Genomic DNA, 25,748 nt, shown 5'->3' with positions numbered 1-25,748 from the left:
GGATGGGATTGCGCAGCTTCTTTGACAGGATCGAGCCGCATTTCGAGAAGGGAGGCAAGTACGAGAAGTACTTCCCCGTCTACGAAATGGTGGAAAGCTTCCTGTATACCCCGAAATCCGTGACCACCGCAGCGCCGCACGCGCGTTCATACATCGATATGAAGCGGATCATGACCTATGTGGTGATTGCCACCATCCCCTGCATTCTGTGGGGCATGTGGAACACCGGCTATCAGGCCAACTCGGCGATTGCCGCGCTGGGGGCGGATGCGGCCACCGGCTGGCGGATTGCCATCCTGCAGATGTTCGGTATCTCGCTGGATGCGGCGAACCCGATGGCCAATGTGGCGCATGGGTTCCTGTATTTCCTGCCGATCTATCTGGTGACGCTGATTGCCGGCGGTATTTTCGAGGTGATCTTTGCCACCGTGCGCGGCCATGAGGTGAACGAGGGCTTCCTTGTGACCTCGATGCTGTACACTCTGATCATGCCGGCCTCGGCGCCGCTGTGGCAGGTGGCATTGGGCATCATCTTTGGCGTGGTGATCGGAAAGGAAGTCTTTGGCGGCACCGGCAAGAACTTCCTGAACCCCGCACTGACGGGTCGGGCGTTCCTGTATTTCGCCTATCCGGCCAATATGTCGGGCGACAGTGTCTGGACCCCGGTTGACGGGTTTTCCGGCGCCACCGCGCTGGGTGTCTCCGCTGCCGAAGGCGTGCAATCGCTGGCCGCGAAGGGCATCGAATGGTCTGATGCGTTTTATGGCACCATTCAGGGCAGCTTTGGCGAGACCTCGACCGTGGCCTGCGCCATCGGTCTGGCCTTCCTGCTGTTCACCAAGATTGCCAACTGGCGCCTGATCGCGGGCTGTCTGGGCGGCATGATTGCGTTCTCGCTGCTGCTGAACCTGATCGGCTCCGACACCAACCCGATGTTTGCCATGCCCTGGTACTGGCATCTGGTGCTGGGCGGCTATGCCTTTGGTCTGGTGTTCATGGTCACGGAACCTGTGTCCGCATCCCACACCAACATGGGCCGCTACATCTATGGCGCACTGATCGGGGTGATGGTTGTGCTGATCCGGGTGCTGAACCCGGCCTTCCCCGAAGGCATGATGCTGGCGATCCTGTTCGGCAACGTCTTTGCGCCGCTGATCGACTACTTCGTCGTGCAGGCCAACATCAAACGGAGGGCGCGCCGCCATGGCTGATACCCAAAGCAAAGGCCTGATCGGCCGCTTTCTCGCCGCGTCTCCGGATTCGGTCGGCAAGACCCTGTTCGTTGCGGTGACGCTGTGCCTGTTTGCCTCGATGATCGTGTCGGTTGCTGCTGTCAGCTTGCGCCCGGTGCAAGAGGCCAACAAGGCGCGTGACAAGCAGCTGAACATTCTGCAAGTCGCGGGTCTGTATCAGCCCGGCACCGATGTGGCTGAGGCGTTTGCCTCGTTTGAGCCGCAGGTGCTGGATCTGCAGACCGGTGAATTCACTGACCAGTTCGACGCTGCCAGCTTTGACGGTCTGGCCGCCGCGCAGGATCCTGAGCTGAGCCGGGCGCTGGACAATGATCCGGCCGGCATCGGCCGCCAGTCGCGCTACAAGACTGTTTATCTGCTGCGCGACGAAGCCGGTGACCTGGACAAGGTGATCCTGCCGATCCACGGCTATGGCTTGTGGTCGACCCTCTATGGCTTCATCGCGGTTGAGGAGAACGGCAACGACATTTTTGGCCTGCAGTTCTATCAGCACGGCGAAACCCCTGGCCTCGGCGCCGAGGTGGACAACCCGCGCTGGAAATCCCTGTGGAGCGGCAAGAAGCTGCATGACGCCGATGGCGAGTTGCAGATCACCGTTGCCAAGGCGCAAACCGCTGCTGGCCCGGAGCACCATATTGATGCGCTGGCCGGTGCGACGCTGACCTCGGCAGGGGTGGATAACCTGGTGAAATTCTGGATGGGCGAGGAGGGCTACGCGCCGTTCCTGACCGCCCTGCAAGCGGGAGACTTCTGATGTCGCAGACCAAGAAGGAAATGCTGGTCGACCCGCTGGTCGACAACAACCCGATCACGCTGCAGGTTCTGGGCATCTGCTCGGCGCTGGCGGTGACATCGTCGCTGCAGGTGGCGTTTGTGATGACCCTGGCGGTGACTTTTGTGACCGCGTTCTCGTCGATGTTCATCTCGGTCCTGCGCAACCAGATCCCCGGTTCGATCCGGATCATCGTGCAGATGGTGATCATCGCGTCCCTGGTGATCCTGGTGGATCAGGTGCTCAAGGCCTATGCGTTTGAAATCTCAAAAACCCTGTCGGTCTTTGTCGGTCTGATCATCACCAACTGTATCGTGATGGGCCGCGCCGAAGCGTTTGCGATGAAAAACCCGCCGGTCGCGTCCTTTATCGACGGCATCGGCAACGGTCTGGGCTACGGGTTGATCCTGATGCTGGTCGGCGTGATCCGCGAGCTGTTCGGCTCCGGCTCACTGTTCGGCATCACCATTCTGGAGACCGTGAACAACGGCGGCTGGTATGTGCCGAACGGCCTGCTGCTGCTGCCGCCCTCGGCGTTCTTTGTCATCGGCCTGCTGATCTGGGGCTTCCGCACCTGGAAGCCGAACCAGGTGGAAGAGCGTGAATATAAAATCCAATCCGTGGAGGCGCACTGATGGAAGGGCTGATTTCACTCGCCGTCAAGGCCATCTTTGTTGAAAACCTGGCGCTGTCCTTCTTTCTGGGCATGTGTACCTTCATCGCGGTGTCGAAAAAGATCTCGACCGCGCTGGGGCTGGGGATTTCGGTCATGGTGGTGCAGGCCATCACCGTGCCGGCCAACAACCTGCTGCTGACCTACCTGCTGAAACCCGGCGCGCTGGCCTGGGCGGGCTTTCCGGATGTGGATCTGACCTTCCTTGGTCTGATCTCCTACATCGGGGTGATCGCGGCAATGGTGCAGATCCTGGAGATGATCCTGGATAAGTATTTCCCGCCCTTGTACAACGCGCTGGGGATCTTCCTGCCGCTGATCACGGTGAACTGCGCCATTCTGGGCGGATCGCTGTTCATGGTGGAACGCGACTATAACTTTGCTGAGGCAACCACCTATGGTCTGTCTTCCGGCTTTGGCTGGGCGCTGGCGATCACTGCAATGGCCGGTGTGCGCGAGAAGCTGAAGTATTCCGACGTGCCGGATGGTCTGCAGGGCCTGGGCATCACCTTTATCACCGCGGGACTGATGGCGATGGCCTTTATGTCCTTCAGCGGCGTCAAACTGTAAGGAGAGCGCGGAAACATGGAAACTTTCACGCTCGGCGTTGTTCTGTTCACGGTGATCGTGCTGGCGCTGGTGGCCCTCATTCTGGCTGCCCGTTCCCGCCTGGTCTCAACCGGCAACGTCAACATCACCATCAACGGTGAAAAAACCATCTCGGTGCCTGCGGGCGGCAAGCTGCTGCAAACGCTGGCGGCGGAGAAACTGTTCGTCCCCTCCGCTTGCGGCGGCGGCGGCACCTGTGCCCAGTGCCGGGTGCGGGTGCATTCCGGCGGCGGGTCGATCCTGCCGACCGAGGAAAGCCATATCACCAAGCGCGAAGCGGGCTGCGGCGACCGTCTGTCCTGTCAGGTTGCGGTCAAGCAGGACATGGAAGTCGAAGTCCCCGAAGAAGTCTTCGGGGTCAAGAAATGGCGCTGCAAGGTGCGCTCGAACGATAACGTCGCGACCTTCATCAAGGCGCTGGTGCTGGAACTGCCCGAAGGCGAGGACGTGAACTTCCGCGCCGGCGGCTACATCCAGATCGAAGCGCCCGCGCACCAGCTGGCCTATACCGACTTTGACATTCAGGAGGAGTACCGCGAGGATTGGGACCGCTTCAATCTGTGGCAGTATAAATCCCAGGTGAACGAACCGGTCGAGCGCGCCTATTCAATGGCGAACTACCCGGACGAGAAGGGCATGATCATGCTCAACGTCCGTGTCGCCTCGCCGCCGCCGGGCTCCGAAGGTATTCCTGCGGGCATGATGTCGTCCTACATCTTTAACCTGAAGCCGGGGGATGAGGTTACTATTTCCGGTCCGTTCGGCGAATTCTTTGCCCGCGACACCCAAAAGGAAATGGTGTTCATCGGCGGCGGTGCCGGCATGGCGCCGATGCGCAGCCACATCTTTGACCAGCTGAAGCGGCTGCAGAACCGCGACCGCAAGATCAGCTTCTGGTACGGAGCGCGTTCCAAGAAAGAGATGTTCTTTGTCGAGGATTTTGACGGCCTGGCCGAGGAGTTCGACAACTTTGACTGGCACGTGGCGCTGTCGGATGCCCAGCCCGAAGATGACTGGAAAGGCTACACCGGCTTTATCCATAACGTGTTGTTCGAGGAATACCTCAAGAACCATCCGGCGCCGGAAGACTGCGAATTCTACATGTGCGGCCCGCCGATCATGAACCAGTCGGTGATCAACATGCTGTTGGATCTGGGCGTGGACCGTGAGGACATCATGCTGGACGACTTCGGCGGCTAAGCCGGAACGCAGAGCGGAAAACCAAAAGCCCCGGGTGTTTTCATCCGGGGCTTTCTTTGTTTCAACGCCTGGCTGCGGCGGCGTTTACTGTGCCCGCATCTCGGTGCTGATGCGGATGGTGATCGGCCCGGTGGAAAAGCCGCCGACGCCGAACGCCTGGTGGTCGATGGTGGTGCTTGCCTCAAACGCGGCCCAGTCGCCCTGGTAGTATTCGATCGCGCCGCCCAGCGGATGCGGGCCGAAATGGGTCATCGTGGTTTCCAGCACAACCGGTTTGGTGGTGCCATGGATGGTCAGGTCGCCGGAAACATTGGCGGTGTTGTCGCCGGTCTTTTCCACGCTGGTGCTGACAAAGGTGATCTCGGGATAGGTCGCAACTTCCAGAAAATCGGCGCTGGAAATGTGGTCATCCAGCGGGCCAAAGCCGGTGGCCAGGCTGTCGGCCTTGATGGTGACATTCAGAGAGGCGGCTTCGGGGTTTTCGGGGTCGATTTCCAGCGTGCCCTCGGCCTGGGTGAATTCACCGCTTTGGACCGAAACACCGGCGTGGCTCCAGCTGAACTGAACTTCGGTATGGCCCTGGTCGGTTTTATAGGTGGTTGCAAAGGCGGCGGGCGCGGCCAGCAGTGCGGCGGCGGCAAGCGGTGCAATCTTGATCAACATGATGGTATCCCTGTCTGGATTTGTCCGTGGGACGGAATTGGATTGCGGGGTTCAACCTTGGCGCGGAACCCCGTATAGATGTTATGGCATCTATTTCACCGCACCCGCACGCAAAAATACCTGCGGCGTGCTTCACTCACCAATTCGTGATTACACATGACGCCTAGCAAACGGGAAACCGAGATTTGGATCCTGCTGAACCGGGCCTACCGGCAGGCGCACCGGGAGATGGAGGCAGAGCTGCGCACCGCCGGGCTGCCCGGTTTGCGATGGTACGATGTGCTGTGGGGCATTGAAATGGCAGGGACGGGCGGGGTGCGCGCCTTTGAGCTGACCAGAAACCTGCTGTTCGAACAGTCCAACCTGTCGCGCATTCTGGCGCGTATGGCAAAACAGGGGCTGGTGCGCGAAACGGTTTATGAACACGACCGGCGTGGCAAGGTGTTGCATCTGACTGCGGACGGTGCGGCGTTGCGGCGGCAGATGTGGGAGATCTACGGCCCGGCTATCAAGCGCCATATGGTGGCGCTGGCGGAAGCGGAAGATGTGCAGGCGTTTCTGGACACCCTGCAGGAAGAGGGCGGCGGGCCGTTTCCCTGACCCGCCGCCGCCAAATTCTTAGCCGACGATCATCTGTTTCATCCGCAGGGTTTCATATTCCAGCTCTTGCAGGCGGAAATTCACCACGTCGCCCACGGTGATCATGCCGGCCAGCTTGCCGTCTTTCAGCACCGGCATGTGGCGGAAGCGGCCTTCGCTCATGGCTTTCAGAACGTCATGCAGATAGTCATCCGGCGTGCAGGACTTCACGGCTGTGGTCATCAGCGCCGAAACTTCCTGCGGCAGGGTGTGGCCGGGCGTTTCCGCCATCCGCCGCACGATGTCGCGTTCCGACAGGATGCCCTGCAGGTCGCCGTTCTGGTCGGTGACCACCAGCGCGCCGATATGTTTTTCCTTAAGCACATCAACCACATGGCCGATCGTGTCATTGGGGCGCACCGCAAAGATGGCATCGCCTTTGCCCTCCAGCAGCTTGGCCACTGTTGTTTGCGAATGCGACAGATTTGAATCGGCGGACTGGCTGTATGTGTGCTTGTCCTCCTTGTCGCCCCGCATCGGAGCTTGGTATGAGGTCGGTGCCATTGCGCGGGTCTCCTCCTATCCTGGATCAGGTGATATCCTCATCTTAACGCGGGATTACGATCCGGGAAGGGGCGAAATGACGCGAGCGCTAACATAGGCCGGAAAACAACATGTTCGACACCCTTTATCTGACCCCTGTCACCGGTGCGCTGACCGTGTTTCTGGTGGTTGTCTGCGGTCATATGTACCGGCAGACCTGGAAGACTGAAGCGCCGAACGCGCGGCTGCGGGCCTGGCTGTTCGGGGTGCCTGCCGCCTTGGGCCTCTTGGCGCTGGCCTTTGTGCCGCTGAAGTTTTGACCCCTGGGGCACCGTATTTGACTCTGGCGCGGGGCGGGGGCATAGCAGCGCCAGTTTTGCCGACGGAGATTTGCCGATGCCCAGAAGGTTCTTGTTTGCCCTGATCCTGCCCGCGGTGCTGGCGGTGTCCGGCTGCTGGTTCGAAAACGCGCCGGAAGAGGTACGGCTGTCGGGTGAAACCATGGGCACCACCTACAGTGTGATTGCGATTGGCGGGGATCTGGACCAGGAAGCCCTGGCCACCGCCGTGGAAGGCACGCTGGCAACGGTCAACGCCAAGATGTCGAACTGGGATCCGGCGTCTGAGGTCTCCACCTTTTCGGCCGCGCGCAGCACCGCGCCGGTGCGGGTGTCGCCGGAGTTTGCCCATGTGCTGGCTGCGGCCAGTGATGTGCATGAAAAGACAGGCGGCAAGTTTGACGTGACCCTGGGGCCGCTGATCGAGCTGTGGGGTTTCGGCCCGCGTCAGCCCGAGGATCCGGTGCCGTCCGATGCCGCTATTGCCAAGGCACTGGAGGGCGTCGGCCAGGCCCGGCTGCTGACTTTGGACACGGGGGCCGGCACGCTGAAGAAATCCGCGCCGGAGACCGGTATCAACCTGTCGGCCATCGCCAAGGGATACGGTGTTGATGCGGTAGCGGCTGCGCTGCAGGGCTTCGGTGTTGAACACTATATGGTGGAAATCGGCGGCGATCTGGTGACCAAGGGCGAAAACGCCAAAGGTGAGGCCTGGCGCATCGGCATCGAGAAACCCGATGCTGCGGCGCAGACCGTGCAGCTGATTGTGCCGGTCAGCAATCTGGGGCTGGCGACATCCGGCGATTACCGCAATTATTTCGAGCATGAGGGCAAGCGCTATTCCCATATCCTCGACCCTGTGGCGGGGCGGCCGGTGACGCACAGCACGACCTCGGTCACAGTGATTGCGGAAAACGCCATGCTGGCGGATGCCTGGGCCACTGCGATGCTGGTTCTGGGTCGTGAAAACGGGCTGAAGCTTGCGGAGGAGCATAAACTTGCCGTGTTTTTCATTGATCGGGACGTGCAAGCCGGTGCGGATGCCTATATGACCACTGCCAGCAGCGCATTTGAGGCGCTGACCGGAAACTGAAGCCGCGCACCAAGCCATCTTGCGAGGGACCACATATGAGCACTTTTCTTCTGGCCTTCATCCTGCTGCTGATCGTCACCCTGGGCATGTCGCTGGGCGTGATCCTGATGGGCAAGAAGATCAAGGGCAGTTGCGGCGGGCTGAATGCGATCTCGGGCGCCGACAAATGCGTGGTCTGCTCGAAAGACATCGACCCCGACAGCCCGCTGCGCGACAAGCTGCAGTGCAAGCGCGCCCGGCAGATGGTTGAGCAGATGCAGCAGGAACAGGCTTGATACCGCTCGCGGCCCAGCCTGCGCTGAACCTGTCCTGCACTGGAACAAAACGCCTGAATTTACTCAGCTTTTGCTGACAATGCTGCGGCTGCGTTGGCCGGGGTTTGATCCGGTGCCCAACCCTTGCCCAGTGAAATTTGCAGCCCGGCCCAGGCCAGTGCCAGATCACGGCGGGCGGAGATCAGGTTCAGCTCGTTGTCGCGCAGTGCTTCTTCGGTGTTAAGCAGGTCGAACAAGGTGATTTCGCTGGCGGTGAAGGTTTCGCGCGCCAGATCGGCAACTTTGGTGCCCAGGTTGACCGCCCGGACCTGCGCCGCGGTGCGCTGGCGGGCGGCGCGCAGCGCGCTTTGCTGGGACTGGACCTCTTCCACGGCGCCGCGCACGGCTGCGCGGTAATCGTACTCCGTCGCCTTGGCCTCGGCGATGGCCCGTTTGTGGAAGGCACGCAGCACAGGACGGTTGAACAGCGGGAAATTCAGGCTCGGACCGATCGAGTAAAGATCGGGCACATGCCGGACAGCCTGCACCGAGCCGGTAATTTCCAGAGACGGGTACAATTCCGCCTCGGTGACGCCGATATCCGCGGTGGCACTGCGCAGCTGCGCCTCGGCCAGCAGGATGTCAGGGCGGTTGCGCAGCAGGGTGGCGGGCACGCCCAGTTCCGGCTTGGTCGCCGGGTAGGGCTGGCTGTAGCTGCCCTTCATCATCGCAAAAACTTCGGACGCGTCGCGGTCCAGCAGGGTGGCCAGGGCAAACACCGAGGATTCGTAGCTGGCAATAAAGCCGGGCAGGTCCGCCTTGGCACTGGCGACCTGCAACTTGGTGCGTTCCACATCCAGCGCCAGCACGGCGCGGGCTTCCTGCAGTTCGACCACGGTTCCCAGTATCTGTTCGCGCAGGCGGATCGTCTTGCGGGTGACGGCTGCGCCGCGCTGGAAAAAGCGGGCTTGGATATAGGTGCGGGTGATCGCATCGGTGATTGCCAGCCGGGTGGTGGCCATCTGGTAAAACTGCGCGTCCCGGTCGGCGACGGCGCGTTCAGAGCGGCGTTCGAATTCGCCGAACAGATCAAAAACGTAGGTTGCGCCGACCTCGGCGATATCCTGGCTGGAGGAATTGTTCTGGGATTCGCGGCGCGAAAAGATTGAACTGCCTTCCAGGCTGCCGCTGACCTGCTGCGGCCGGCCGCTGCCGCGGCGCAGGGCTTCGGCGGCTTTCAGGCGTTCGCGGGCGGCCTTGATGCCAAGGTTTTGCGCCAGGCCTGCGTCAACCATGCGGTTCAGCGTGGCATCGTTCAGCCCCTGCCACCAGGTCTCAGCCGCGCCCTGCGCGGTCGCATAGCTGCGGGATTGGTAATAGGCCGCCGGCACCGCAAAGTCCGGGCGCTGGTAGTCCACGCCAACAACGGTGCAGCTGCACAGGATGGTCCCGGCCAGCAGCACACAACGGGCTGTCCACTTGGATCTGCTCATGACTTGCCTCTAGACGCCCGGTCTTTTTGGTGCGGGCTTTCGAAAAACCTAAACCGGGCCGCGCGGGCCGCGAACAGATTCCTGCCGCAATCGGCGTCTTTGTCGTGCACTGATGCGCGCAGCCCACAGCTGGGATGTTTCGCAAAAAGCATCAATCCTGCCGTTTTTGCTGCACCGGAGTGGCAGCAAGCCGGTCATTCTCCGGTGTCAGATCGCGCAGCCCGGGAGGGCTGGAAGAGTTTACAGCAGGGTTATCCCTGCGCTTGACGGCGGCAGGGCCCCCGTCCACTGTTTCTGAAACGGCTGAGGTGCGTCCGGTGCCGGCGCATCTGCCCCGGCTCCTTGAGCTTCTGAACCGAAATCACCACGCAAAAGTGAGACTGACCTGATGGACCTGCAAAAATTCTATATCGGCGGCGCCTGGGTGACACCGCATTCCAGCCGCGAATTCCCGGTTCTGAACCCCGCGACCGAGGGCCGGATCGGGACAATAATCCTGGGCGACGAAGTGGATGTGAACGCCGCGGTTGCTGCGGCCAAGGCGGCATTTGAGAGCTTTTCGCAAACGTCGCGCGATGAGCGGATTGCGCTCTTGGAGCGGTTGCTGGAGATCAGCGACGCGCGCCGCGAGGAGATGGCACAGGCATTGAGCGCGGAAATGGGCGCGCCGATTTCGATGGCGCGCGACGCCCAGGCGGATGCGGGTATAGGCCATCTGGAGGGGATTCTTGCGGCGCTGAAGACCCAGGAGCTGCGTGAGACCCTGTCCAACGGTGACATTCTGGTGCGCGAGCCGATTGGTGTTTGCGGGCTGATCACGCCGTGGAACTGGCCGGTGAACCAGATCGCGCTGAAGGTGCTGCCGGCGCTTGCGACCGGGTCCACCTGCGTGCTGAAACCGTCAGAGCACACGCCGATGTCGGCAGCGGTCTATGCGCAGATGATCCATGATGCGGGCTATCCGGCGGGGGTGTTCAACCTGATCCATGGCGACGGGCCGACCGTGGGTGCCGGTCTGTCGCGGCACAGGGACGTGGACATGATGTCTTTCACCGGGTCGACCCGGGCCGGGGTGGCGGTGGCCAAGGACAGCGCCGATACGGTCAAACGGGTGACGCTGGAACTGGGGGGCAAGTCCCCGAACTTGGTGTTTGCCGATGCCGATCTGCAGGAAAAGGTAACGGCCTCGGTGCTGGAGTGCATGTACAACACCGGCCAAAGCTGCGACGCGCCAACCCGGATGCTGGTGGAGCGCAGCTGTTACGATCAGGTGCTGGAGATCGCCAAGGCAGCCGCGGAGGGCCAGGCCGTGGGCGACCCGAGCCAGGAGGGTGATCACATCGGCCCGATGTTCGACCGCATCCAGTTCGACCGGGTGCAGAGCATGATCCAAACCGGCATCGATGAGGGCGCCACAGTGCTGGCAGGCGGACTGGGCCGTCCCGAAGGGCTGGACAAGGGCTGGTACGTGCGCCCGACGGTTTTTGCCGATGTGTCCAATGAAATGGCGATTGCGCAGCAAGAGATCTTTGGCCCGGTCTTGGTGATCATCCCGTTTGAGGATGAAGAAGACGCCATCCGCATCGCCAATGACACGCCTTATGGGCTGGCGGCCTATCTGCAGACCGGCGATCCGGAGCGGGCCGAGCGCGCTGCCGCCCGCCTGCGGGCTGGTGCCGTGCATATCAACGGCGGCGGCTTCAACTACGGCTCGCCTTTTGGCGGCTACAAACAGTCCGGCAACGGCCGCGAAGGCGGCATGCTGGGGCTGGAGGACTATCAGGAAGTCAAAACCCTGCATTTCGGCTAAGTCTTTTCCCCTTCCGGCTGCATCTGCTGCCGGGAGGGGAAGGCCGCTGCCTGTGGGTTTTGCGGCGCAATCAGACAATTTTCATGTCGCAATCCGCCAAGCTGTCCAAGGGGCCGCACCGCAGGATACAAGCATGAAGCACACATTCATTCCCAAACGCATGGATCGCCGCGCAACCGGATGCAATCTGGCCGCTGCCTGAAGCCTGTCAGCCCTGACCGGGCGTTGGACGGATCCCTTAAGGCAGACTTTGGAATGAAACATGACAGCCTCAAACACGCTGCGCCTTGCCATTGATATAGGCGGCACATTTACCGACACCGTGCTGGTGGCGGGGGATGACACTATCCTGGCCTCCACCAAAACCCTGACCACCCATCAGAACCCGGCAGACGGCGCCATGGAAGGTGCCGCGCGGGTGATGGCGCAATCGGGGCGGTCCCTGGGGGACGTGACTGGCTTCATCCACGGCACTACGCTGGCCACCAACGCGCTGATCGAGCGGCGCGGGGCGACGGTGGCGACGGTGACCACCGAGGGGTTCCGGGACATTCTGGAAATCGCCTATGAGCGGCGCTATTCGCAGTATGACATCAATCTGGAAAAGCCCGACCTGCTGGTGCCGCGGGAACGCGCGCTGACCATCCGCGAACGGATGTCTGCGACAGGCGATGTGCTGATCGGCATGGAGGACAGCGCGGTCGAGGCGCTGATTGCCGAGCTGGACGCCAGCGGCGCCGGTGCGGTCGCGGTCTGCCTGATGCATTCTTACGCCAATCCGGATCATGAACGCTGGCTGCGTGATACTTTGGCGGAAAGGCGTCCCGGCCTGACGGTGTCGATCTCGTCTGAGGTCAGCCCCGAAGCGCGGGAATTCGACCGGCTTTGCACCACCGTGGCAAATGCCTATATCCAGCCGCTGATGGAGAGCTACCTCGCGCGCTTTGCCGAACGGTTTGCAGCGGAGGGCGTCACTTGCCCGATCCTGATGATGACCGCCGGCGGCGGCATGTGCACCATCCAGACCGCGGCGCGCTTTCCGGTCCGGCTGGTGGAGAGCGGACCCGCCGGCGGTGCAATCCTTGCCGCCCGTATTGCGGCACAGGCGGGGCTGGATCAGGTCTTGTCGTTTGACGTTGGCGGCACCACCGCCAAGCTGTGCCTGATTGATAATGCCCGCCCGCAAACCTCGCGCCAGTTTGAAATCGCCCGCGCGGCGCGGTTCATCAAGGGGTCGGGGATGCCGGTGCGGATCCCGGTGATCGAAATGATCGAGATTGGTGCGGGCGGCGGCTCCATCGCCGGGGTGGACCGGCTGGGGCGCTTGACGGTGGGACCGAAATCAGCGGGGTCTGAACCCGGCCCGGTGGCATTCGGGCGCGGCGGGACGGAACCGACGGTGACCGACAGCGACATTACGCTGGGCTACATCGTGCCGGATACCTTTGCCGAAGGGTTTATCAAGATCGACCCGGAAGCCTCGAAGGAGGCGCTGGCGCGGGTGATCGGTTCACGGCTGGACCTGGACGGCGTTGGCGCCGCCGATGGTGTCAGCCGCATTGTTGATGAAAGCATGGCGAGTGCGGGGCGGATGCATGCGGTGGAATCGGGCAAGGATCTGGGTCCGCGCACCATGATTGCATTTGGCGGCAACGGTCCGCTGCATGCAAGCCGGGTGGCGCGCTCTGCCGGGGTGTCGCGCATCGTGATCCCTCCGAACCCGGGTGTCGGCTCAGCTGTGGGGTTCCTGTTCGCGCCGGTTTCCTTTGAGATCGTGCGGTCGCGCTATTCGCTGCTGGAAACCATGGATATGGGCGGCATCAACAGCCTGTTCGCCCAGATGATCGACGAGGCGAAATCGGTGGTGGCGCAGGGCGCGGGCGATGCTGCGACAGAGGTCCGGCGCACCGCCTTCATGCGCTACAGCGGGCAGGGGCATGAGATTGAGATCACCCTGCCGGACCGCGCGTTGGCGGCGGAGGATCGTATTCCGCTGACGGCGGCTTTTGAGAGTGAGTACGCCAAGCAGTTCTCGCGCCCGGTGCCGGGAATGAAGATCGAGATCCTGAACTGGGCGGTGCGGGTGGCGACGCCTGACGCGGAAGCCGCAGCTGTGCCGGAGACACCGGAGCTGAATAACATTTCGCCCGGCGCCTTCCGCCCGATCACCTGCGACGTGGACGGTACAGTGAAGCAAGCAGCCTTTGTGCCGCGCGAAGGCCTGAAACCCGGCAACCGGGTCTGCGGCCCGGCGCTGATCACCGAGCCGCAAACCACCACGCTGGTCTCGGCAGATTTCTCGGCCCATGTGGATGCAATTGGGAACCTTGTCCTGATCCAAGACCAAAAAGGAGACGCATGATGGCTGCCGATCTTTCGCAGGCCCTCGCGCCGGCCCGCCTGCAAGTGATGTGGAACCGCCTGCTGGCGGTGGTCGAGGAACAGGGCCAGACCCTGATCCGGGCAGCCTTTTCACCCATCGTGCGCGAATGCGGCGATATCTCTGCCGGGATTTTCGACGCAAAGGGGCAAATGCTGGCCCAGGCTGTGACCGGAACCCCCGGCCATATCAACACCATGGCCGAAGCGGTGCTGCACCTGCGCGAACGCTTCCCGGCTGAGACCATGAAGCCCGGCGACATCTATATGACCAACGATCCCTGGCTGGCCTCGGGGCATCTGAACGACTTCCTTTTGATGATGCCCGTCTTCAAGGGGGGCAAGGTGGTGGGCTTCACCTCTTGCACCTCGCATCTGGTGGATCTGGGCGGCCTGGGAATGGGGCCGGAAGGCTCTGACATCTATGACGAGGGCCTGCTGATCCCGCCCTGCAAGCTGGTCGATGAAGGCGCGCCCAACGCGCTGCTGATGGATATCATCCGCGCCAACAGCCGCGAACCGGTTGCCAATGAGGGCGATATTTATGCGCTGATTGCCTGCTGCGAGGCTGGGGCGGCGCGGCTGGTGAACATGATGGAGGAGTTCCGCATTAATGATCTGGATGCTTTGGGCGCTTATATCATCGACACTTCCCGCCGCGGCACGCTGGAGGCAATCGCCGAGGTGCCCGAGGGTGTCTACAAGAACGTCCTGAAAATGGACGGCTACGAGAATGAGCTGGAGCTGCACGCAACGCTGACCGTCTCCAAGACCGGGATGCATGTGGATTTCACCGGCACCTCGGGCTGCTCCAGCAAGGGTATCAACGTGCCCTTGAATTATGCCACGGCCTATACAGTGTTTGCACTGCGTTGCATTGTGGGGCCGGATATTCCCAACAATGCCGGGTCTTTGGAGCTGTTCACGGTGGATGGGCCCAAGGGCTGCATCCTGAATGCCCAGCGTCCGGTGCCGGTGGCAATGCGCCATACCCTGGGGCAGGTGACGCCGGATCTGGTGCTGGGCTGCCTGCATCAGGCGCTGCCCGATCAGGTCCCGGCCGAAGGCGCCAGTTGCATGTTCGACCTGCCGATGCGCCACGCGCCCGAAGTGGCCCGCGACGGCGGCCGCGAATTCGCCATTGAGCCGGTCCACAATGGCGGCACCGGCGCGCGGCCCCACGCGGACGGGTTGTCGGCAACAGCCTACCCGTCTGGCGTCTATGGCAGCCAGGTGGAAATCACCGAGGCGGTTGCCCCGGTCATCATGTGGCGGCGAGAATTGCGTCCCGGCTCCGGCGGTGCCGGCAAATACCGCGGCGGCCTTGGCCAGCGGATCGAAATGACGGCGTCGAACGGCGCGCCTTTCATCGTGTTCCTGTCGGTGGAGCGGCTGAAATTCCCGGCGCTTGGCCGGATGGGCGGACAGCCCGGCGCCCCGGGCCGCATCCGCTTGCGCGACGGGCAGCAGGACATCCCCGGCAAGGGCGAGCTGCGGGTGGAGGCAGGCGACTGCCTGATCTTTGAAACCCCCGGCGGCGGCGGTTTTGGCGACCCGTCCCAACGCGACCCGGACGCCCTGGCACTGGACCTGAAACGCGGGCTGGTGACAGAAGAGGGCGCGCGCGCCTATGGAGGTTCCAAATGATCCGCGCAGTTCCGCATGTCGCCGCCATGGCGCCTTATGCGCTGGCGGATCTTGGCGGCGAGGGGACCATCTCCCTGGCCCAGAACGAAAGCGCCTTTGCTGCCAGCCCGGCGGCGATTGCGGCAGGCAAGGCAGTGCTGGGGCAGATGCCGCTCTATCCGGACCCGGAATGGCCCGATCTGCGCGCCGCGGTGGCGAAGGTGCATGGGCTGGACCCGGCCAAGGTGCTGTGCGGCGCCGGCTCGATGGAGCTGATCGGCTGCCTGATCCGTGCCTTTGCCGGGCCGGGCGACCGGGTCTTGGGCACCGATTACGGCTATGCCTTTGTGTCCTCGGCCTCGGCCCAGGTGCAGGCGGATTACGTCAAAGCGCGCGAGCGGGATCTGACGGTTTCGGTGGATGATATTCTGGCCGCAGTGACGTCTGAGACCCGCATCGTCTTTGTCTGCAACCCAGGCAATCCAACCGGCACGCTGGTTCCCAACGGCGAGATCCTGCGCCTGCGCGCAGGCCTGCCTGCGGATGTGCTGCTGGTGGTGGATCAGGCCTATGCCGAGTTTGCTGATGCGGAAAACGACCCTGCCGAAATCTTCGCCCTGGCAGAGCGCGGCGATACCGTAGTGCTGCGGACCCTGTCCAAGGCTTATGGCCTGGCAGGCGCCCGGGCCGGTTGGGGTTATTTTCCGCCTCAGATCGCGGGTGAAGTGCGCAAGTTATTGAACCCCAACAATATCTCCATCCCGTCGCAGGCGATGGCTGCGGCAGCAATGCAGGACCAGACGCATATGCGCGATACGGTGGCCAAAACTGCCGCGATCCGTGATGGCTTTGCCGCGGGCTGCCGTTCGCTGGGGCTGACGGTGCCGCAAAGCCACACCAATTTTGTGCTGATGCGCTTTGCCTCGCCCGTGCAAGCACAGGCGGCGGATACGGCGCTGCGGGCGGAAAAGCTGCTGATGCGCGGCATGGGCGGCTACGGCCTCAGCGATTGCCTGCGCGCCACCATCAGCAGCCAGGACGTGATGGACCGCACGCTGGCGGTGCTGAAAGGAGTGCTCACATGACTTATGAAGCCCGCACCCGCGCGAAAATCGGTGTGCTGGTGCCCTACACCAACACCAACCTGGAACCGGACATGATGCTGATGCGGGCACCCGGTACCACGGTGCACTTTCAGCGCTTGGGAGGTTATGACGTGGACGAGATCCCGGGTTCCGGCCAGATGGCGGGGCTTGGCGTCTCCGACATCAGCCATGATCTCAGGATGATCTCGGGCGTGCGTCCCGATGTGGTGCTTTACGGTTGCACCTCAGCAACACTGACCCATGGGCCGGGGTTTGATAAGAAGCTGGCGGCGCGGATCAAGGCAAGCTCCGGTGCCGTTTCCCTGACCGCCGCGGGGGCGCTAGTGGCGGGGATCCAGGCGCTGGGGGCGGTGAAGGTCGGATTTTCCTCACCCTACCTCGGCGAGATCAACACGCAAGCAATGGACTTTCTGGCTGCCAACGGGATCGAAACGGTCAGATGCGCGGACATTGGCCGCGAGCTGGGCAATTACGGCCAGGGGGAGCTGACGCCGCAGGAGGTATTTGATCTGGCCTGCCAGGCGGATCACCCGCAGGCGCAGGCCATCGTGCTGAGCTGTACGGACATGCGCGCGGTTGAGGCGGTGGAGCGGATCGAGGCGCATCTGGGCAAACCGGTTGTCACCTCCAACCAGGCGATGATGTTCTGCCTGATGCGGGCGCTTGGCCTGCCGCGTCACGATGCGCTGCCTGGGCGGCTGTTTGATCAGCTTTGAACGCGCGCCTGGCCCCTCGCATCCATTCCATCAAGGCTCGCCGGAGCCGATTTCCTCGCGCCGTCTGGCCGCATAGGCCTCCAGTTCCTCGCTGATGGCCGGATCCATCGCCGGTTCCTCGTAATCCCGCAGCGCCTGCTGCCAGATGCCGGTCGCCCGCTGCAGCGCGTCCTTGGCACCGGCTGCTTCCCAATTCTCGTAGTTCTGCCAGTCCGACAGCATCGGGGTGTAGAACGCGGTTTCATAGCGGGCCATCGTGTGATCGGCACCAAAGAAATGGCCACCGGTCGGGACCGACTGAATGGCGTCAAAGCCCAGCTCATCCGCGTCGAATTTCATCGGCTTCAGGAATTCGATCATGTTCTGGATGATCTCCACATCCATGATGAATTTTTCGTACGATGCGGTCAGGCCGCCTTCCAGCCAGCCAGCCGCGTGGTAGACAATATTGGCACCGCCCAGCACCGCACCCCAGGTGCCCATCATGGTTTCATAGGCCGCCTGCAGGTCTACCGCGTTGGAGGCATTGGCGTTCGAGGTCCGGTAGGGGATGCCATAGCGCCGCGCCAGCTGGCCGCCGGCGATATTGGCCTTGGCGTTTTCCGGCGTGCCGAAGGCCGGCGCGCCGGAGCGCATGTCGACGTTCGAGGTGAAGGAGCCATACATCACCGGGGTGCCGGGGTTGACCAGCTGGGTCAGCACCACACCGAACAGCGCCTCGGCATTCTGCTGGGCCAGGGCGGCGGGCAAGGTCACCGGGGTCATCGCGCCCATAAGGGTAAACGGCGTCACCGTCACCGGCTGGCCGTATTCCGCCATCGCAATCAGCCCGTCGCCCATCGCATCGTCGAACAACCGCGGCGAGTTGACCGAGATGATGGTGATGACGCCCGGATCCTCCTTCATCTCTTCCGGTTTCTGGCCGCGGGTGATCGCCATCATGTTGATCCCGTCCAGCGCCCGGCCGCGGCCGATGGCGGAACAGTGGAACGATAGGTCCGAATAGGTCAGGTTGGCCAGATAGGTGTCCAGATGTCGGTTGTTGGCGGGCAGTTCCAGCGGCGCGGTCACCTGGTTGCCGATCAGGTGGATGGCGTTGAAGTGATGCGCCAGCTTGATGAAGTTCTGATAATCGGTGAGGTTGCCCGACCGGCGCCCATTGATGCGGTCATGCACATTGGGCGGCCCGGCCACCAGGCCGAAGGTCACGTTGTTGCCGCCCAGGGTGATCTGCTTGGCCCGGTTGCGTGCAGTCAGGGTGAACTCTCGTGGAACAGTTTTCAGCGCCTCTTTGACGATGCTCTCATCCAAGCGGATGGTCTGCGTGTCACGATCCACGATGGCGCCGGCACCCTCGAACAGATCCATGACATTGCCGCCCATCACCCTTATGCCTGCCTCTGACAGGATCCGCATCGAGGTGGCGTGCAGCTGGTCCATCTGGTCGGGGTTCAGCAGCTCAAACGGCGGATAGGTGTTCTTCACCTGTTGCCACGGCAGCTGTTCGATGCTGCCGCCGGATCGGCTGGATTTCCCGCGGCGTCCGCCGCCGCGTCTTTCACGTGCCATGTCTTTCATCTTTCTGGTAAGTTTGCAGGCTTAGGTTTCCGGCGCATCGTAGATCAGACGGCCCAGATCGGAGAATTTGCTGCCGTCTCTGGTGAACCCCAGCACCGCATCGCGGATGCCGCTGGCGCGGGCCTCGCCCAGCACGGGGGTGGCAAATTCCATGAATTTGTGCACTACATCCGCCTGCGAGAATGGCGCCTCGGGGCCGCCGCGGGCGTGGACGTCGCCGCTCTCGATCACCCGCCCGTCGGTTAGCGTCACCACCACATCGGCAACCCGGCAAACCGGGAAGCGCACCGAATGGCGCGCGGCCTCGGCGACCGAGATCCGCTGGTGGATCGAGGCCACCAGCGGATCTGCAAGCCCCTCGCCGGTAATATGTTCAACCCCGATCCGGCCATAGGCGGCCTGGGTTGCGACAGCAAAGCCCAGCGAATACTGCGCCTGGCTGGTGGTCGACGGGATGCCCGGATAAAGGCAGGCGCTTTCGTGAAAGGTGTTGATGCGGATCCTGGCGAGCTGTTCATGGGTCAGGCCGTGCTCCAGCATTACCTGGCGCAGCGCGTCGATCGGCGCATGGGCCCAGCGGCAGATCGGGTAGGGCTTCACGTACTGATGCTCCATCTGCCAGAAGCTGCCAAGGTCCTGCCAGTATTCCGCAACCCGGTCTTCCTCGAGGGTGATCGCGGGCGCGCCGGTAAAACCCTTCTCGGCCAGGATCGCCGAAGACATGCCGACCATCGCGCCCCAGCCCGAGCCGTCATGCAGCATCGAAGGGTTGGCGATTTCGCGCATCATCTGGCTGCGCGGGCCGTGGAATTCGGCAATCCCCAGCGCCTCGCGCAGCTGGGTGCGGCTGAGGCCGCGCATCCGGGCTGCCATTGCGGCAACCCCCAGGGCGTTCCAGGCACCCGAGGTGTGATAGTCGCTGACGGTATTGTGCAGCGACAGCGCCGCGCGGCCCGCCAGTTCATAGCCCAGAGTGGTGATCGCCAGCGCCTCCGGCCCCGAAAAATCGGGCACGGTTTCCGCCAGCGCCGCAATTGCCGGGATCACCACCACACCGATATGGCCCTTAGTCGGGTAATAGCCGTCATGGCCGTCCAGGTTATCGGTGGCGGTGGCGGCGGCATAGGCGGCACCTGCGACGCTTACCCTGCGGCCGTCGAACAACATGCGCGCAGCCAATCCAGGCTCGCCGGAGCCATAAAGCGCCACGGCGGTTTCGCGGGCGATGCGGCCGGCCTCCATCGGGGTGGCGCCGATGGTGATGCCCAAGGTGTCGAGGAACATCAGTGCTGCCGCCTCGCGGGTGCTGTCCGGCAAGGCGGCGGGGGTGAGGCCGAAGGTGAAGTCGGCGGCGCGGTCGAAAGTGGCGGTCATGGCGGATCTCTCGCAGGGGCGGTTTCCGCGTCAGGCTAGGGTGTCCTGGGTCCGGTGACCCGCAAATAAACCGGGGTCATAGGGATGGGTTATTTCGTGAAATGCGTGCTAGACGTCGTTTTTTGACCATTTCGGGCCGCTAACCCTTGGGAATTGCGGCGCATTCCAAAGCATGTGAACATGGTCCCGAAACCGCCAGCGGACCGCCTGATGAAGAATCTCCCCCACCTGACTTTCCTGCGTTCGTTTGAGGCCGCCGCCCGCTACCTTAGCTTCACTTCGGCGGCGGATGAGCTGAACTGCACCCAGTCGGCGGTGTCGAACCATGTGCGCAGCCTGGAGGAATTCATCGGCCGGCCGCTGTTCGTGCGGCATCCGCGGTCCTTGTCGCTGACGGATGTGGGCGAGGCCTATTTGCCCTCGGTCCGCCACGCGCTGCAGGAGATTGATTCCGCCACCCAGCTGCTGATTTCGCAAAGCCACAAGCGGGAAGTGGTGATTTCCTGCCCGGTCAGCCTGGCAGAGAAATGGCTGATCGACGTCATCGGGGATTTCACCAAGGTGCATCCTGATATCGACCTGACCATTCACAGCACCATCTGGGTGGATGTGGAGACCAACGTTTCGGATATTTCGATCACCATCAACCATGTCGATGATGTGATGGGGCCGGCGGTCAAACTGTGGGATGAAAAACTGGCGCTTGTCTGCTCGCCGGATTTCCGGGTCGGCGGCGCAGCGCTGAGCAGGCCGGAGCAGCTGATGGAGGCCAAGCTGATCCACATTCTGGGCCGCCCGATCTATTGGGAGAAAATCGCCAAGCATTATGGGCTGTCCGGGATTGAACTGAGGGGCGGCTTGCAGACCAACTCCTCCAATATGGGGCTGGAGTTTGCGGTCAACGCGCTGGGTTGCGTGGTGCTGCCGAAATCCCTGGTGCGCTCGCATGTGGAGGCCGGGCGGCTGGTGGCGCCTTTCGCCTTTGATCTCGACTGCCCCTGGACCTATTTCGCCACCTTCAAGGACAAGGCGGCGACGCCTTCGGTCAAGCATTTCAAGACCTGGTTGCTGAAGGCCGCGGCAGGGATGGAGCTGTAGCTTTAGCGCTGTCTGCAGGTGGCATTGAAATTTGGCGGCATCCGCCGTATATACGGGTATATATACGCGAGGCCTGCCAATGATTGAGACCAAGATCAGAAAAGTCGGAAACTCTGCCGTCCTCACGCTGACGACGGAGATGCTGACGATGCTGGACGCCAAGGAAGGCGACACGCTGTTTGTGGTGCGCGGCGATGATGGCAGCCTGCGGGTGATGGCGCATGATCCCTCGGTGGCCGAGGCACTGGCCGCGGCTGAAATCGTGATGGACGAGAACCGGGATCTGCTTCAGGCCCTGGCGTGAGCAGATACAAATGGGTGCCGCTGGCGGCAGTTGTTGTTTTCCATGACCGGCAGATCGCCCGCCATGGCGGCGCTGCGGGGATGCGCGACAAGGCACTGCTGGAGATGGGCTGTGCGCGGGCGATGAACCTCGCGGCCTATTCGGACGCGGGAATGGCCGAGGTTGCCGCGGCCTATGCGTTCGGGATTGCCAAGGCGCATGCCTTTGTCGATGGCAACAAGCGCACGGCCTTTGTGACCGCCGTTACCTTTCTGCGCCTCAATGGCTACCAGTTCCGCCCGGACCCGGTTGAGGGTGTGCGGATGATGGAGGACCTCGCCACGGGGGATGTGGATGAGGCTGCATTTGCAGAGTGGCTGACGGCTGGGATGCAGCCGATTTAGCTGAACTCTAGTTAGTTTTGCGGGTTCCTTGCAACAATGTCCCGCCCGGCTGGAAGCCGGGCAGCGCCCGTCCGCCCCCATGGGCGGGCGCTTCGCTTCCGCCCGCGGACAGGCACTGCCCTTCTCGATTCATTTCGGGCCGCCATTTTAGGCGGCCCGCTCCCTTATTGGGTTGACCTTAGGCCCGCAGGCGTGCGCCGGAGGGATCGAAGGCTGCCGCTTCCAGAATGCGCGCCTTGTGCGGCTTGCCCAGGATGAAGACTTCGACCTCGTCACCGGGTTTGGCAACTGCCGGATTGGCATATCCCAGCGCCAGCGACTTGCCGACCGAATAGCCATAGGCGCCCGAGGTCACCCGGCCCACCGGTTTGCCTTCGGGCGTGAAGATGGGCTCGCCGCCGGAGGCGTCAGCATCGTTCACCGCGTCGATCTCGAACCCGACCAGCATTTCGCGCGGGGCGTTGTCCTTGATCTTCAGATAGGCGTCCTTGTGCAGGAAGTCCTTGTCCAGCTTGACGAGACCTGCCAGGCCAACCTCTTGCGGCCAGTATTCCTGGCTGTATTCGCGACCCCAGGAACCATAACCCTTTTCGATCCGCAAGCTGCCAAGCGCACGGCCGCCAACCGGTCCGCCGCCGAACTCTGCGGCGGCTGCCAGCAGAGCGGAGTACAGCTTGACCTGATCCGTCTCCGAGCAGTGTAGTTCCCAACCCAGATCGCCGGTGAAGGAGACACGGATTGCCAGGCATTCCACGCCGGCCACGTCGATGGTGCGCGAGCGCATGAAGCGGAAGTTTTCGTTCGACAGATCCGCATTGGTCATCCGCTGCAGCATGTCGCGCGATTTCGGACCGGCCACATTGAAGCCCGCGATGCGGTTGGTGGCGACCTCAAATGTGGTGCCTTCCGGCAGCTCGACCATGTTGAAGAAGCGCTGGTGATAGCGTTCCGCCATGCCGGAGCCGACCATCATGTATTCGTCGTCCGACACCTTGGTGATGGTGAAGTCGCCGGCCACGCCGCCGCGGACCGAGATCAGCGGGGTCAGGCAGGAACGGCCCACCTCGGTAGGGACCTTGTTGGCGACAAGCTTGTCCAGCCAGTCAAACGCGCCCGGGCCCTTGATCACGTAATTGGCGAAGTTCGAGATGTCGATCACGCCGACGTTTTCGCGCAGCATGTTCACTTCGCGGCCCACCGGCTCCCACCAGTTCTGGCGGTTGAAGCTGTTGGTGTCCTGGGTGCCGGGGGTGCCGGAAAACCACAGCGGATGCTCCCAGCCGCAGTTGAGGCCAAAGACGCAGCCCATTTCCTTTTGCAGCTCATATGCCGGGCGCACCCGGGCCGGGCGGCCGGCGCTGCGTTCCTCGTTCGGGAAGTGGATGGCGAACCGGTGCGCGTATTGATCCTCGACGCGGGCCTTGGTGAATTTCTTGTCGGCCCAGTCGCCAAAGCGCGCCAGATCCCAGGCGAACATGTCGTACTGCGGCTCGCCCTCGATCATCCACTGGGCGGCCAGCAGGCCGAGGCCGCCGGACTGCGAGAAGCCGGGGATGATGCCGGTGCAGCAGAAGTAGTTTTTCAGTTCCGGCACCGGGCCCCAGATGGCGTTGCTGTCCGGCGACCAGATCATCGGACCGTTGATCACGCGCTTGACCCCTGCGGTTTCGGCGCAGGGCACCCGTTCGGTGGCGCGGATGACGTTTTCCATGATCCGGTCCAGATCGTCCGGGAACAGCTCGTGGGCAAAGTCCAGAGGCGTGCCGTTTTCGGCCCAGAAGCGCATGTCCTTCTCATAGGCGCCGATCAGGAAGCCGTTGCCCTCCTGGCGGAAATAGTATTCGCCGTCGCGGTCGGCGATCGAGGGCAGGCGGCGGCCCATGTTTGCCACTTCGTCAATGGACTCGGTCACAAAATACTGGTGCTCGGTCGGCTGCAGCGGCAGGGTGAGGCCCGCCATCGCCGCCACCTCGCGGCCCCAAAGACCGCCAGCGTTCACTACCCATTGGGTATGGATGTCGCCCTTTTCGGTCTTCACGATCCAGCTGCCGTCGGGCTGCTGTTCGGTGCCGATCACCGGGCAGAACCGTTCGATCTGCGCCCCCATGGCGCGGGCGCCGGCGGCATAGGCCATGGTCACGCCCGAGGGATCCACGTTGCCGCCATCGGGTTCGAACATGATGCAGCGGATGTCGTCAAACTGCGCCAGCGGGTGCAGTTCCTTGGCCTGTTCGCGGCTGACCTCGTGGAAGTTCAGGCCATAGTATTTCGCCTTGGCTTCCTGCAGGCGCAGCTGGTGCTCGCGCTGTTCGGTCTTGGCCAGGTACAGCGAGCCGGGCTGAAACACGCCGCAGCCCTGGCCGGTTTCCTTCTCCAGTTCCTTATACAGGTTCATCGTGTAATGCTGGACCCGGGTCACGTTGTTGTTGTCGTGCAGCCCGTGGATATTGGCCGCCGCGTGCCAGGTGGAGCCGGCGGTCAGCTCGTCGCGCTCCAGCAGCACCACGTCGGTCCAGCCAAGTTTCGCCAGGTGGTAGAGGATTGAGCAGCCGACGAGCCCGCCGCCGATAACAACTGCCTGTGCATGGGTTTTCATGCGTCTGTTTCCCTTGCCTGCATGTGGGATGCGGCACGCCCTGCAGGCCCGGGAGTGCAGCCAATTCCTTAACCGCGACCCTAGCTGCGGGGGGCTGGGATGACCCGTGAAGAATTCAGACCCAATGCCCCCGGATTTCTTTGGTCATTGGTGGGTGGCTGACGCTTGAAGTTAAGCACGTCCTGTTGACTGATGTCGGACCCACGAAATAACTGCCATTGATGGGGGTTTTCTGCCATTCCGACACGAGGTTAATTGCCATCGGCCGATCTTCGGCCGGTGGTTTTGTTTTAAAACAATGACTTATGTGATCTCTGCCTTCTGCATGTTGAAGGGATCCGTTTCCCCTCCGCAGATCAGCGCCACCTGTTGACTGAAATGGCCGTATTGAGCAGGACTGAAGCTCAAACCTGGCCAGGTTCTTTCCATCATTTCCCCGAACGCACCGTGTGCAATCGGGGGCCAGACGGCGCGGCGCGCCGGGAAAGGGCCAGCTATGTCCAAGATCAAGTTCATCGAAGCAGAGTTCCACAATGCCGATAAAGACCGGCGGGCAATACGGCAGCGCCTGGAACGGTTCCTGAAAACGCGCCGCGCGCTCGAACGCGGTATCGTGCCTCCGGACCCTGAGGATCGTGATGACCGCCTTCGGTGGGAAACCGAATTGATGCAGATCGGTCTCGGGCGCGAAGGCCAGGACCGCGTCGACCGCCGGGTGGGCAGGCTGGTGGAACGGCGGGCTGCGGCCGCAGGTCTCTCCCACCTCAAACTCGACGACCGGAGAGCCTTGGAGGTTCTGCGCAACGGTGTGGAACTGATCCGGATCCGGACAGAACATCAGGCGGATGAAATCGCGGCTGGGATCCATTCCGGCATGCCCTGGATGGCACCTGCGACAGATCTCCTTTGGAAATTGATGCGGCGCTCGGTCCGCAATGGTGACGCGGGCTTCCGCCTGCCTCCGGTCCTTCTCGACGGTCCTCCGGGGATCGGAAAAAGCATATGGGCCCGTCAGCTGGGCACCGCACTCGGCGTGCCCCGCTGTGGCGTGGAGGCGACGGCGGAGCAGGCGTCGTTCGGTATCGTGGGCACTCAAGGCGGCTGGTCCAACGCGCAGCCGGGGCGCCCGTTGTTGACGATCCTGAAACACCTGATTGCGAACCCGGTGGTCGTTGTGAATGAAGCGGCAGAGGCCGGGGTCGCGACCTCGACCAAAGGGAACTGTTTCGGCCTGACCGAGGGACTATTGTCTCTCCTGGAGCCATCTTCCGCGGCTTCGTGGCAGTGCCACTACTACTAGGTGGGTTT

The 25,748-nt window shown here is 62.5% G+C and carries 24 protein-coding genes; 18 read left to right on the top strand and 6 right to left on the bottom strand.

Annotated features, from left to right (window positions below; genetic code table 11):
• Window positions 1-2 precede the first annotated feature (2 nt).
• From K3555_RS23925 to nqrF, 5 genes are read left to right on the top strand one after another with little or no spacing between them, the layout of a single operon-like run.
• A complete protein-coding gene (locus K3555_RS23925; RefSeq protein WP_259992881.1) occupies window positions 3-1,211 on the top strand; it encodes an NADH:ubiquinone reductase (Na(+)-transporting) subunit B in 1,209 nt (402 codons plus the stop codon).
• A complete protein-coding gene (locus tag K3555_RS23920; protein ID WP_259992882.1) occupies window positions 1,204-2,007 on the top strand; it encodes a Na(+)-translocating NADH-quinone reductase subunit C in 804 nt (267 codons plus the stop codon). The genes K3555_RS23925 and K3555_RS23920 overlap by 8 nt, the downstream gene beginning before the upstream one ends.
• A complete protein-coding gene (locus K3555_RS23915) occupies window positions 2,007-2,660 on the top strand; it encodes an NADH:ubiquinone reductase (Na(+)-transporting) subunit D (RefSeq protein ID WP_134831521.1) in 654 nt (217 codons plus the stop codon). Before K3555_RS23920 ends, K3555_RS23915 begins: the two co-directional genes overlap by 1 nt.
• Window positions 2,660-3,268 carry an NADH:ubiquinone reductase (Na(+)-transporting) subunit E gene (gene nqrE, locus K3555_RS23910; protein WP_058284773.1) on the top strand — a complete coding sequence of 203 codons (609 nt, stop codon included), beginning with the start codon at window positions 2,660-2,662 and terminating at the stop codon, window positions 3,266-3,268. The genes K3555_RS23915 and nqrE overlap by 1 nt, the downstream gene beginning before the upstream one ends.
• Before the next feature lie 15 nt (window positions 3,269-3,283).
• On the top strand, window positions 3,284-4,507 hold the full coding sequence (gene nqrF, locus K3555_RS23905) for an NADH:ubiquinone reductase (Na(+)-transporting) subunit F (RefSeq protein ID WP_260009142.1): 1,224 nt from the start codon (window positions 3,284-3,286) through the stop codon (window positions 4,505-4,507).
• Between the two features lie 84 nt (window positions 4,508-4,591).
• On the opposite strand, the gene K3555_RS23900 is transcribed toward nqrF, so the two are convergent.
• Window positions 4,592-5,170 (bottom strand): YceI family protein, encoded by a 579-nt coding sequence (locus K3555_RS23900; protein ID WP_259992886.1) that lies wholly within the window; start codon window positions 5,168-5,170, stop codon window positions 4,592-4,594.
• A gap of 156 nt (window positions 5,171-5,326) precedes the next feature.
• On the opposite strand from K3555_RS23900, the gene K3555_RS23895 reads away from it, so the two are divergent.
• Window positions 5,327-5,770: a MarR family winged helix-turn-helix transcriptional regulator gene (locus K3555_RS23895; protein ID WP_260009140.1), complete on the top strand. Its 444-nt coding sequence runs from the start codon at window positions 5,327-5,329 to the stop codon at window positions 5,768-5,770.
• A gap of 18 nt (window positions 5,771-5,788) precedes the next feature.
• On the opposite strand, the gene K3555_RS23890 is transcribed toward K3555_RS23895, so the two are convergent.
• Entirely contained in the window at window positions 5,789-6,313 is a 525-nt protein-coding gene (locus K3555_RS23890; RefSeq protein WP_259992888.1) for a CBS domain-containing protein, read from the bottom strand.
• A gap of 110 nt (window positions 6,314-6,423) precedes the next feature.
• Between K3555_RS23890 and K3555_RS23885 the strand changes: the two genes are divergently transcribed.
• From K3555_RS23885 to nqrM, 3 genes are all read left to right on the top strand, one after another.
• Window positions 6,424-6,612: a hypothetical protein gene (locus tag K3555_RS23885; protein ID WP_260009138.1), complete on the top strand. Its 189-nt coding sequence runs from the start codon at window positions 6,424-6,426 to the stop codon at window positions 6,610-6,612.
• A 76-nt stretch (window positions 6,613-6,688) separates the two neighbouring features.
• Entirely contained in the window at window positions 6,689-7,723 is a 1,035-nt protein-coding gene (locus K3555_RS23880) for an FAD:protein FMN transferase (protein ID WP_260009137.1), read from the top strand.
• Between the two features lie 35 nt (window positions 7,724-7,758).
• The gene (gene nqrM / locus K3555_RS23875) at window positions 7,759-7,998 is read left to right on the top strand and encodes a (Na+)-NQR maturation NqrM (RefSeq protein ID WP_024092707.1); all 240 of its coding nucleotides are present in this window, start codon (window positions 7,759-7,761) and stop codon (window positions 7,996-7,998) included.
• Window positions 7,999-8,057: 59 nt separating this feature from the next.
• On the opposite strand, the gene K3555_RS23870 is transcribed toward nqrM, so the two are convergent.
• Window positions 8,058-9,470 carry an efflux transporter outer membrane subunit gene (locus K3555_RS23870; RefSeq protein ID WP_260009136.1) on the bottom strand — a complete coding sequence of 471 codons (1,413 nt, stop codon included), beginning with the start codon at window positions 9,468-9,470 and terminating at the stop codon, window positions 8,058-8,060.
• A 388-nt stretch (window positions 9,471-9,858) separates the two neighbouring features.
• On the opposite strand from K3555_RS23870, the gene K3555_RS23865 reads away from it, so the two are divergent.
• From K3555_RS23865 to K3555_RS23845, 5 genes are all read left to right on the top strand, one after another.
• Window positions 9,859-11,280, top strand: a complete 1,422-nt coding sequence (locus tag K3555_RS23865) for an aldehyde dehydrogenase family protein (RefSeq protein ID WP_260009135.1) — start codon at window positions 9,859-9,861, stop codon at window positions 11,278-11,280.
• Between the two features lie 262 nt (window positions 11,281-11,542).
• Entirely contained in the window at window positions 11,543-13,642 is a 2,100-nt protein-coding gene (locus K3555_RS23860; RefSeq protein ID WP_260009134.1) for a hydantoinase/oxoprolinase family protein, read from the top strand.
• The gene (locus tag K3555_RS23855) at window positions 13,642-15,306 is read left to right on the top strand and encodes a hydantoinase B/oxoprolinase family protein (protein ID WP_260009132.1); all 1,665 of its coding nucleotides are present in this window, start codon (window positions 13,642-13,644) and stop codon (window positions 15,304-15,306) included. Before K3555_RS23860 ends, K3555_RS23855 begins: the two co-directional genes overlap by 1 nt.
• Window positions 15,303-16,370 carry a histidinol-phosphate transaminase gene (locus K3555_RS23850; protein WP_260009129.1) on the top strand — a complete coding sequence of 356 codons (1,068 nt, stop codon included), beginning with the start codon at window positions 15,303-15,305 and terminating at the stop codon, window positions 16,368-16,370. Before K3555_RS23855 ends, K3555_RS23850 begins: the two co-directional genes overlap by 4 nt.
• On the top strand, window positions 16,367-17,107 hold the full coding sequence (locus tag K3555_RS23845; protein ID WP_260009127.1) for an Asp/Glu racemase: 741 nt from the start codon (window positions 16,367-16,369) through the stop codon (window positions 17,105-17,107). Before K3555_RS23850 ends, K3555_RS23845 begins: the two co-directional genes overlap by 4 nt.
• A 30-nt stretch (window positions 17,108-17,137) precedes the next feature.
• Here the strand turns inward: K3555_RS23845 and K3555_RS23840 are convergent, their stop codons facing one another.
• Together K3555_RS23840 and K3555_RS23835 are read right to left on the bottom strand one after the other, a co-directional pair.
• Window positions 17,138-18,676, bottom strand: coding sequence for a trimethylamine methyltransferase family protein (locus tag K3555_RS23840; protein ID WP_260009125.1), 1,539 nt, complete (start codon window positions 18,674-18,676; stop codon window positions 17,138-17,140).
• Window positions 18,677-18,706: 30 nt separating this feature from the next.
• A complete protein-coding gene (locus tag K3555_RS23835; protein ID WP_260009124.1) occupies window positions 18,707-20,059 on the bottom strand; it encodes an MmgE/PrpD family protein in 1,353 nt (450 codons plus the stop codon).
• Window positions 20,060-20,269: 210 nt separating this feature from the next.
• On the opposite strand from K3555_RS23835, the gene K3555_RS23830 reads away from it, so the two are divergent.
• The 3 genes from K3555_RS23830 (at window position 20,270) to K3555_RS23820 (ending at window position 21,844) form a co-directional block, all read left to right on the top strand.
• Complete coding sequence (locus K3555_RS23830) at window positions 20,270-21,157, top strand: LysR substrate-binding domain-containing protein (RefSeq protein WP_260009123.1); 888 nt, start codon at window positions 20,270-20,272, stop codon at window positions 21,155-21,157.
• Window positions 21,158-21,236: 79 nt separating this feature from the next.
• Window positions 21,237-21,461, top strand: coding sequence for a transcriptional regulator/antitoxin MazE (locus K3555_RS23825; protein WP_260009121.1), 225 nt, complete (start codon window positions 21,237-21,239; stop codon window positions 21,459-21,461).
• Window positions 21,458-21,844 (top strand): type II toxin-antitoxin system death-on-curing family toxin, encoded by a 387-nt coding sequence (locus tag K3555_RS23820; RefSeq protein WP_259992901.1) that lies wholly within the window; start codon window positions 21,458-21,460, stop codon window positions 21,842-21,844. Before K3555_RS23825 ends, K3555_RS23820 begins: the two co-directional genes overlap by 4 nt.
• Window positions 21,845-22,022: 178 nt before the next feature.
• Here the strand turns inward: K3555_RS23820 and K3555_RS23815 are convergent, their stop codons facing one another.
• Complete coding sequence (locus K3555_RS23815; RefSeq protein ID WP_260009119.1) at window positions 22,023-24,440, bottom strand: FAD-dependent oxidoreductase; 2,418 nt, start codon at window positions 24,438-24,440, stop codon at window positions 22,023-22,025.
• A 496-nt stretch (window positions 24,441-24,936) separates the two neighbouring features.
• On the opposite strand from K3555_RS23815, the gene K3555_RS23810 reads away from it, so the two are divergent.
• Window positions 24,937-25,740: an AAA family ATPase gene (locus K3555_RS23810; RefSeq protein ID WP_260009117.1), complete on the top strand. Its 804-nt coding sequence runs from the start codon at window positions 24,937-24,939 to the stop codon at window positions 25,738-25,740.
• Window positions 25,741-25,748: the final 8 nt, after the last annotated feature.

This window comes from Leisingera sp. M527, assembly GCF_025141525.1.
Lineage (GTDB): Bacteria > Pseudomonadota > Alphaproteobacteria > Rhodobacterales > Rhodobacteraceae > Leisingera.
This window is presented reverse-complemented; position numbering and strand designations above follow the sequence as displayed.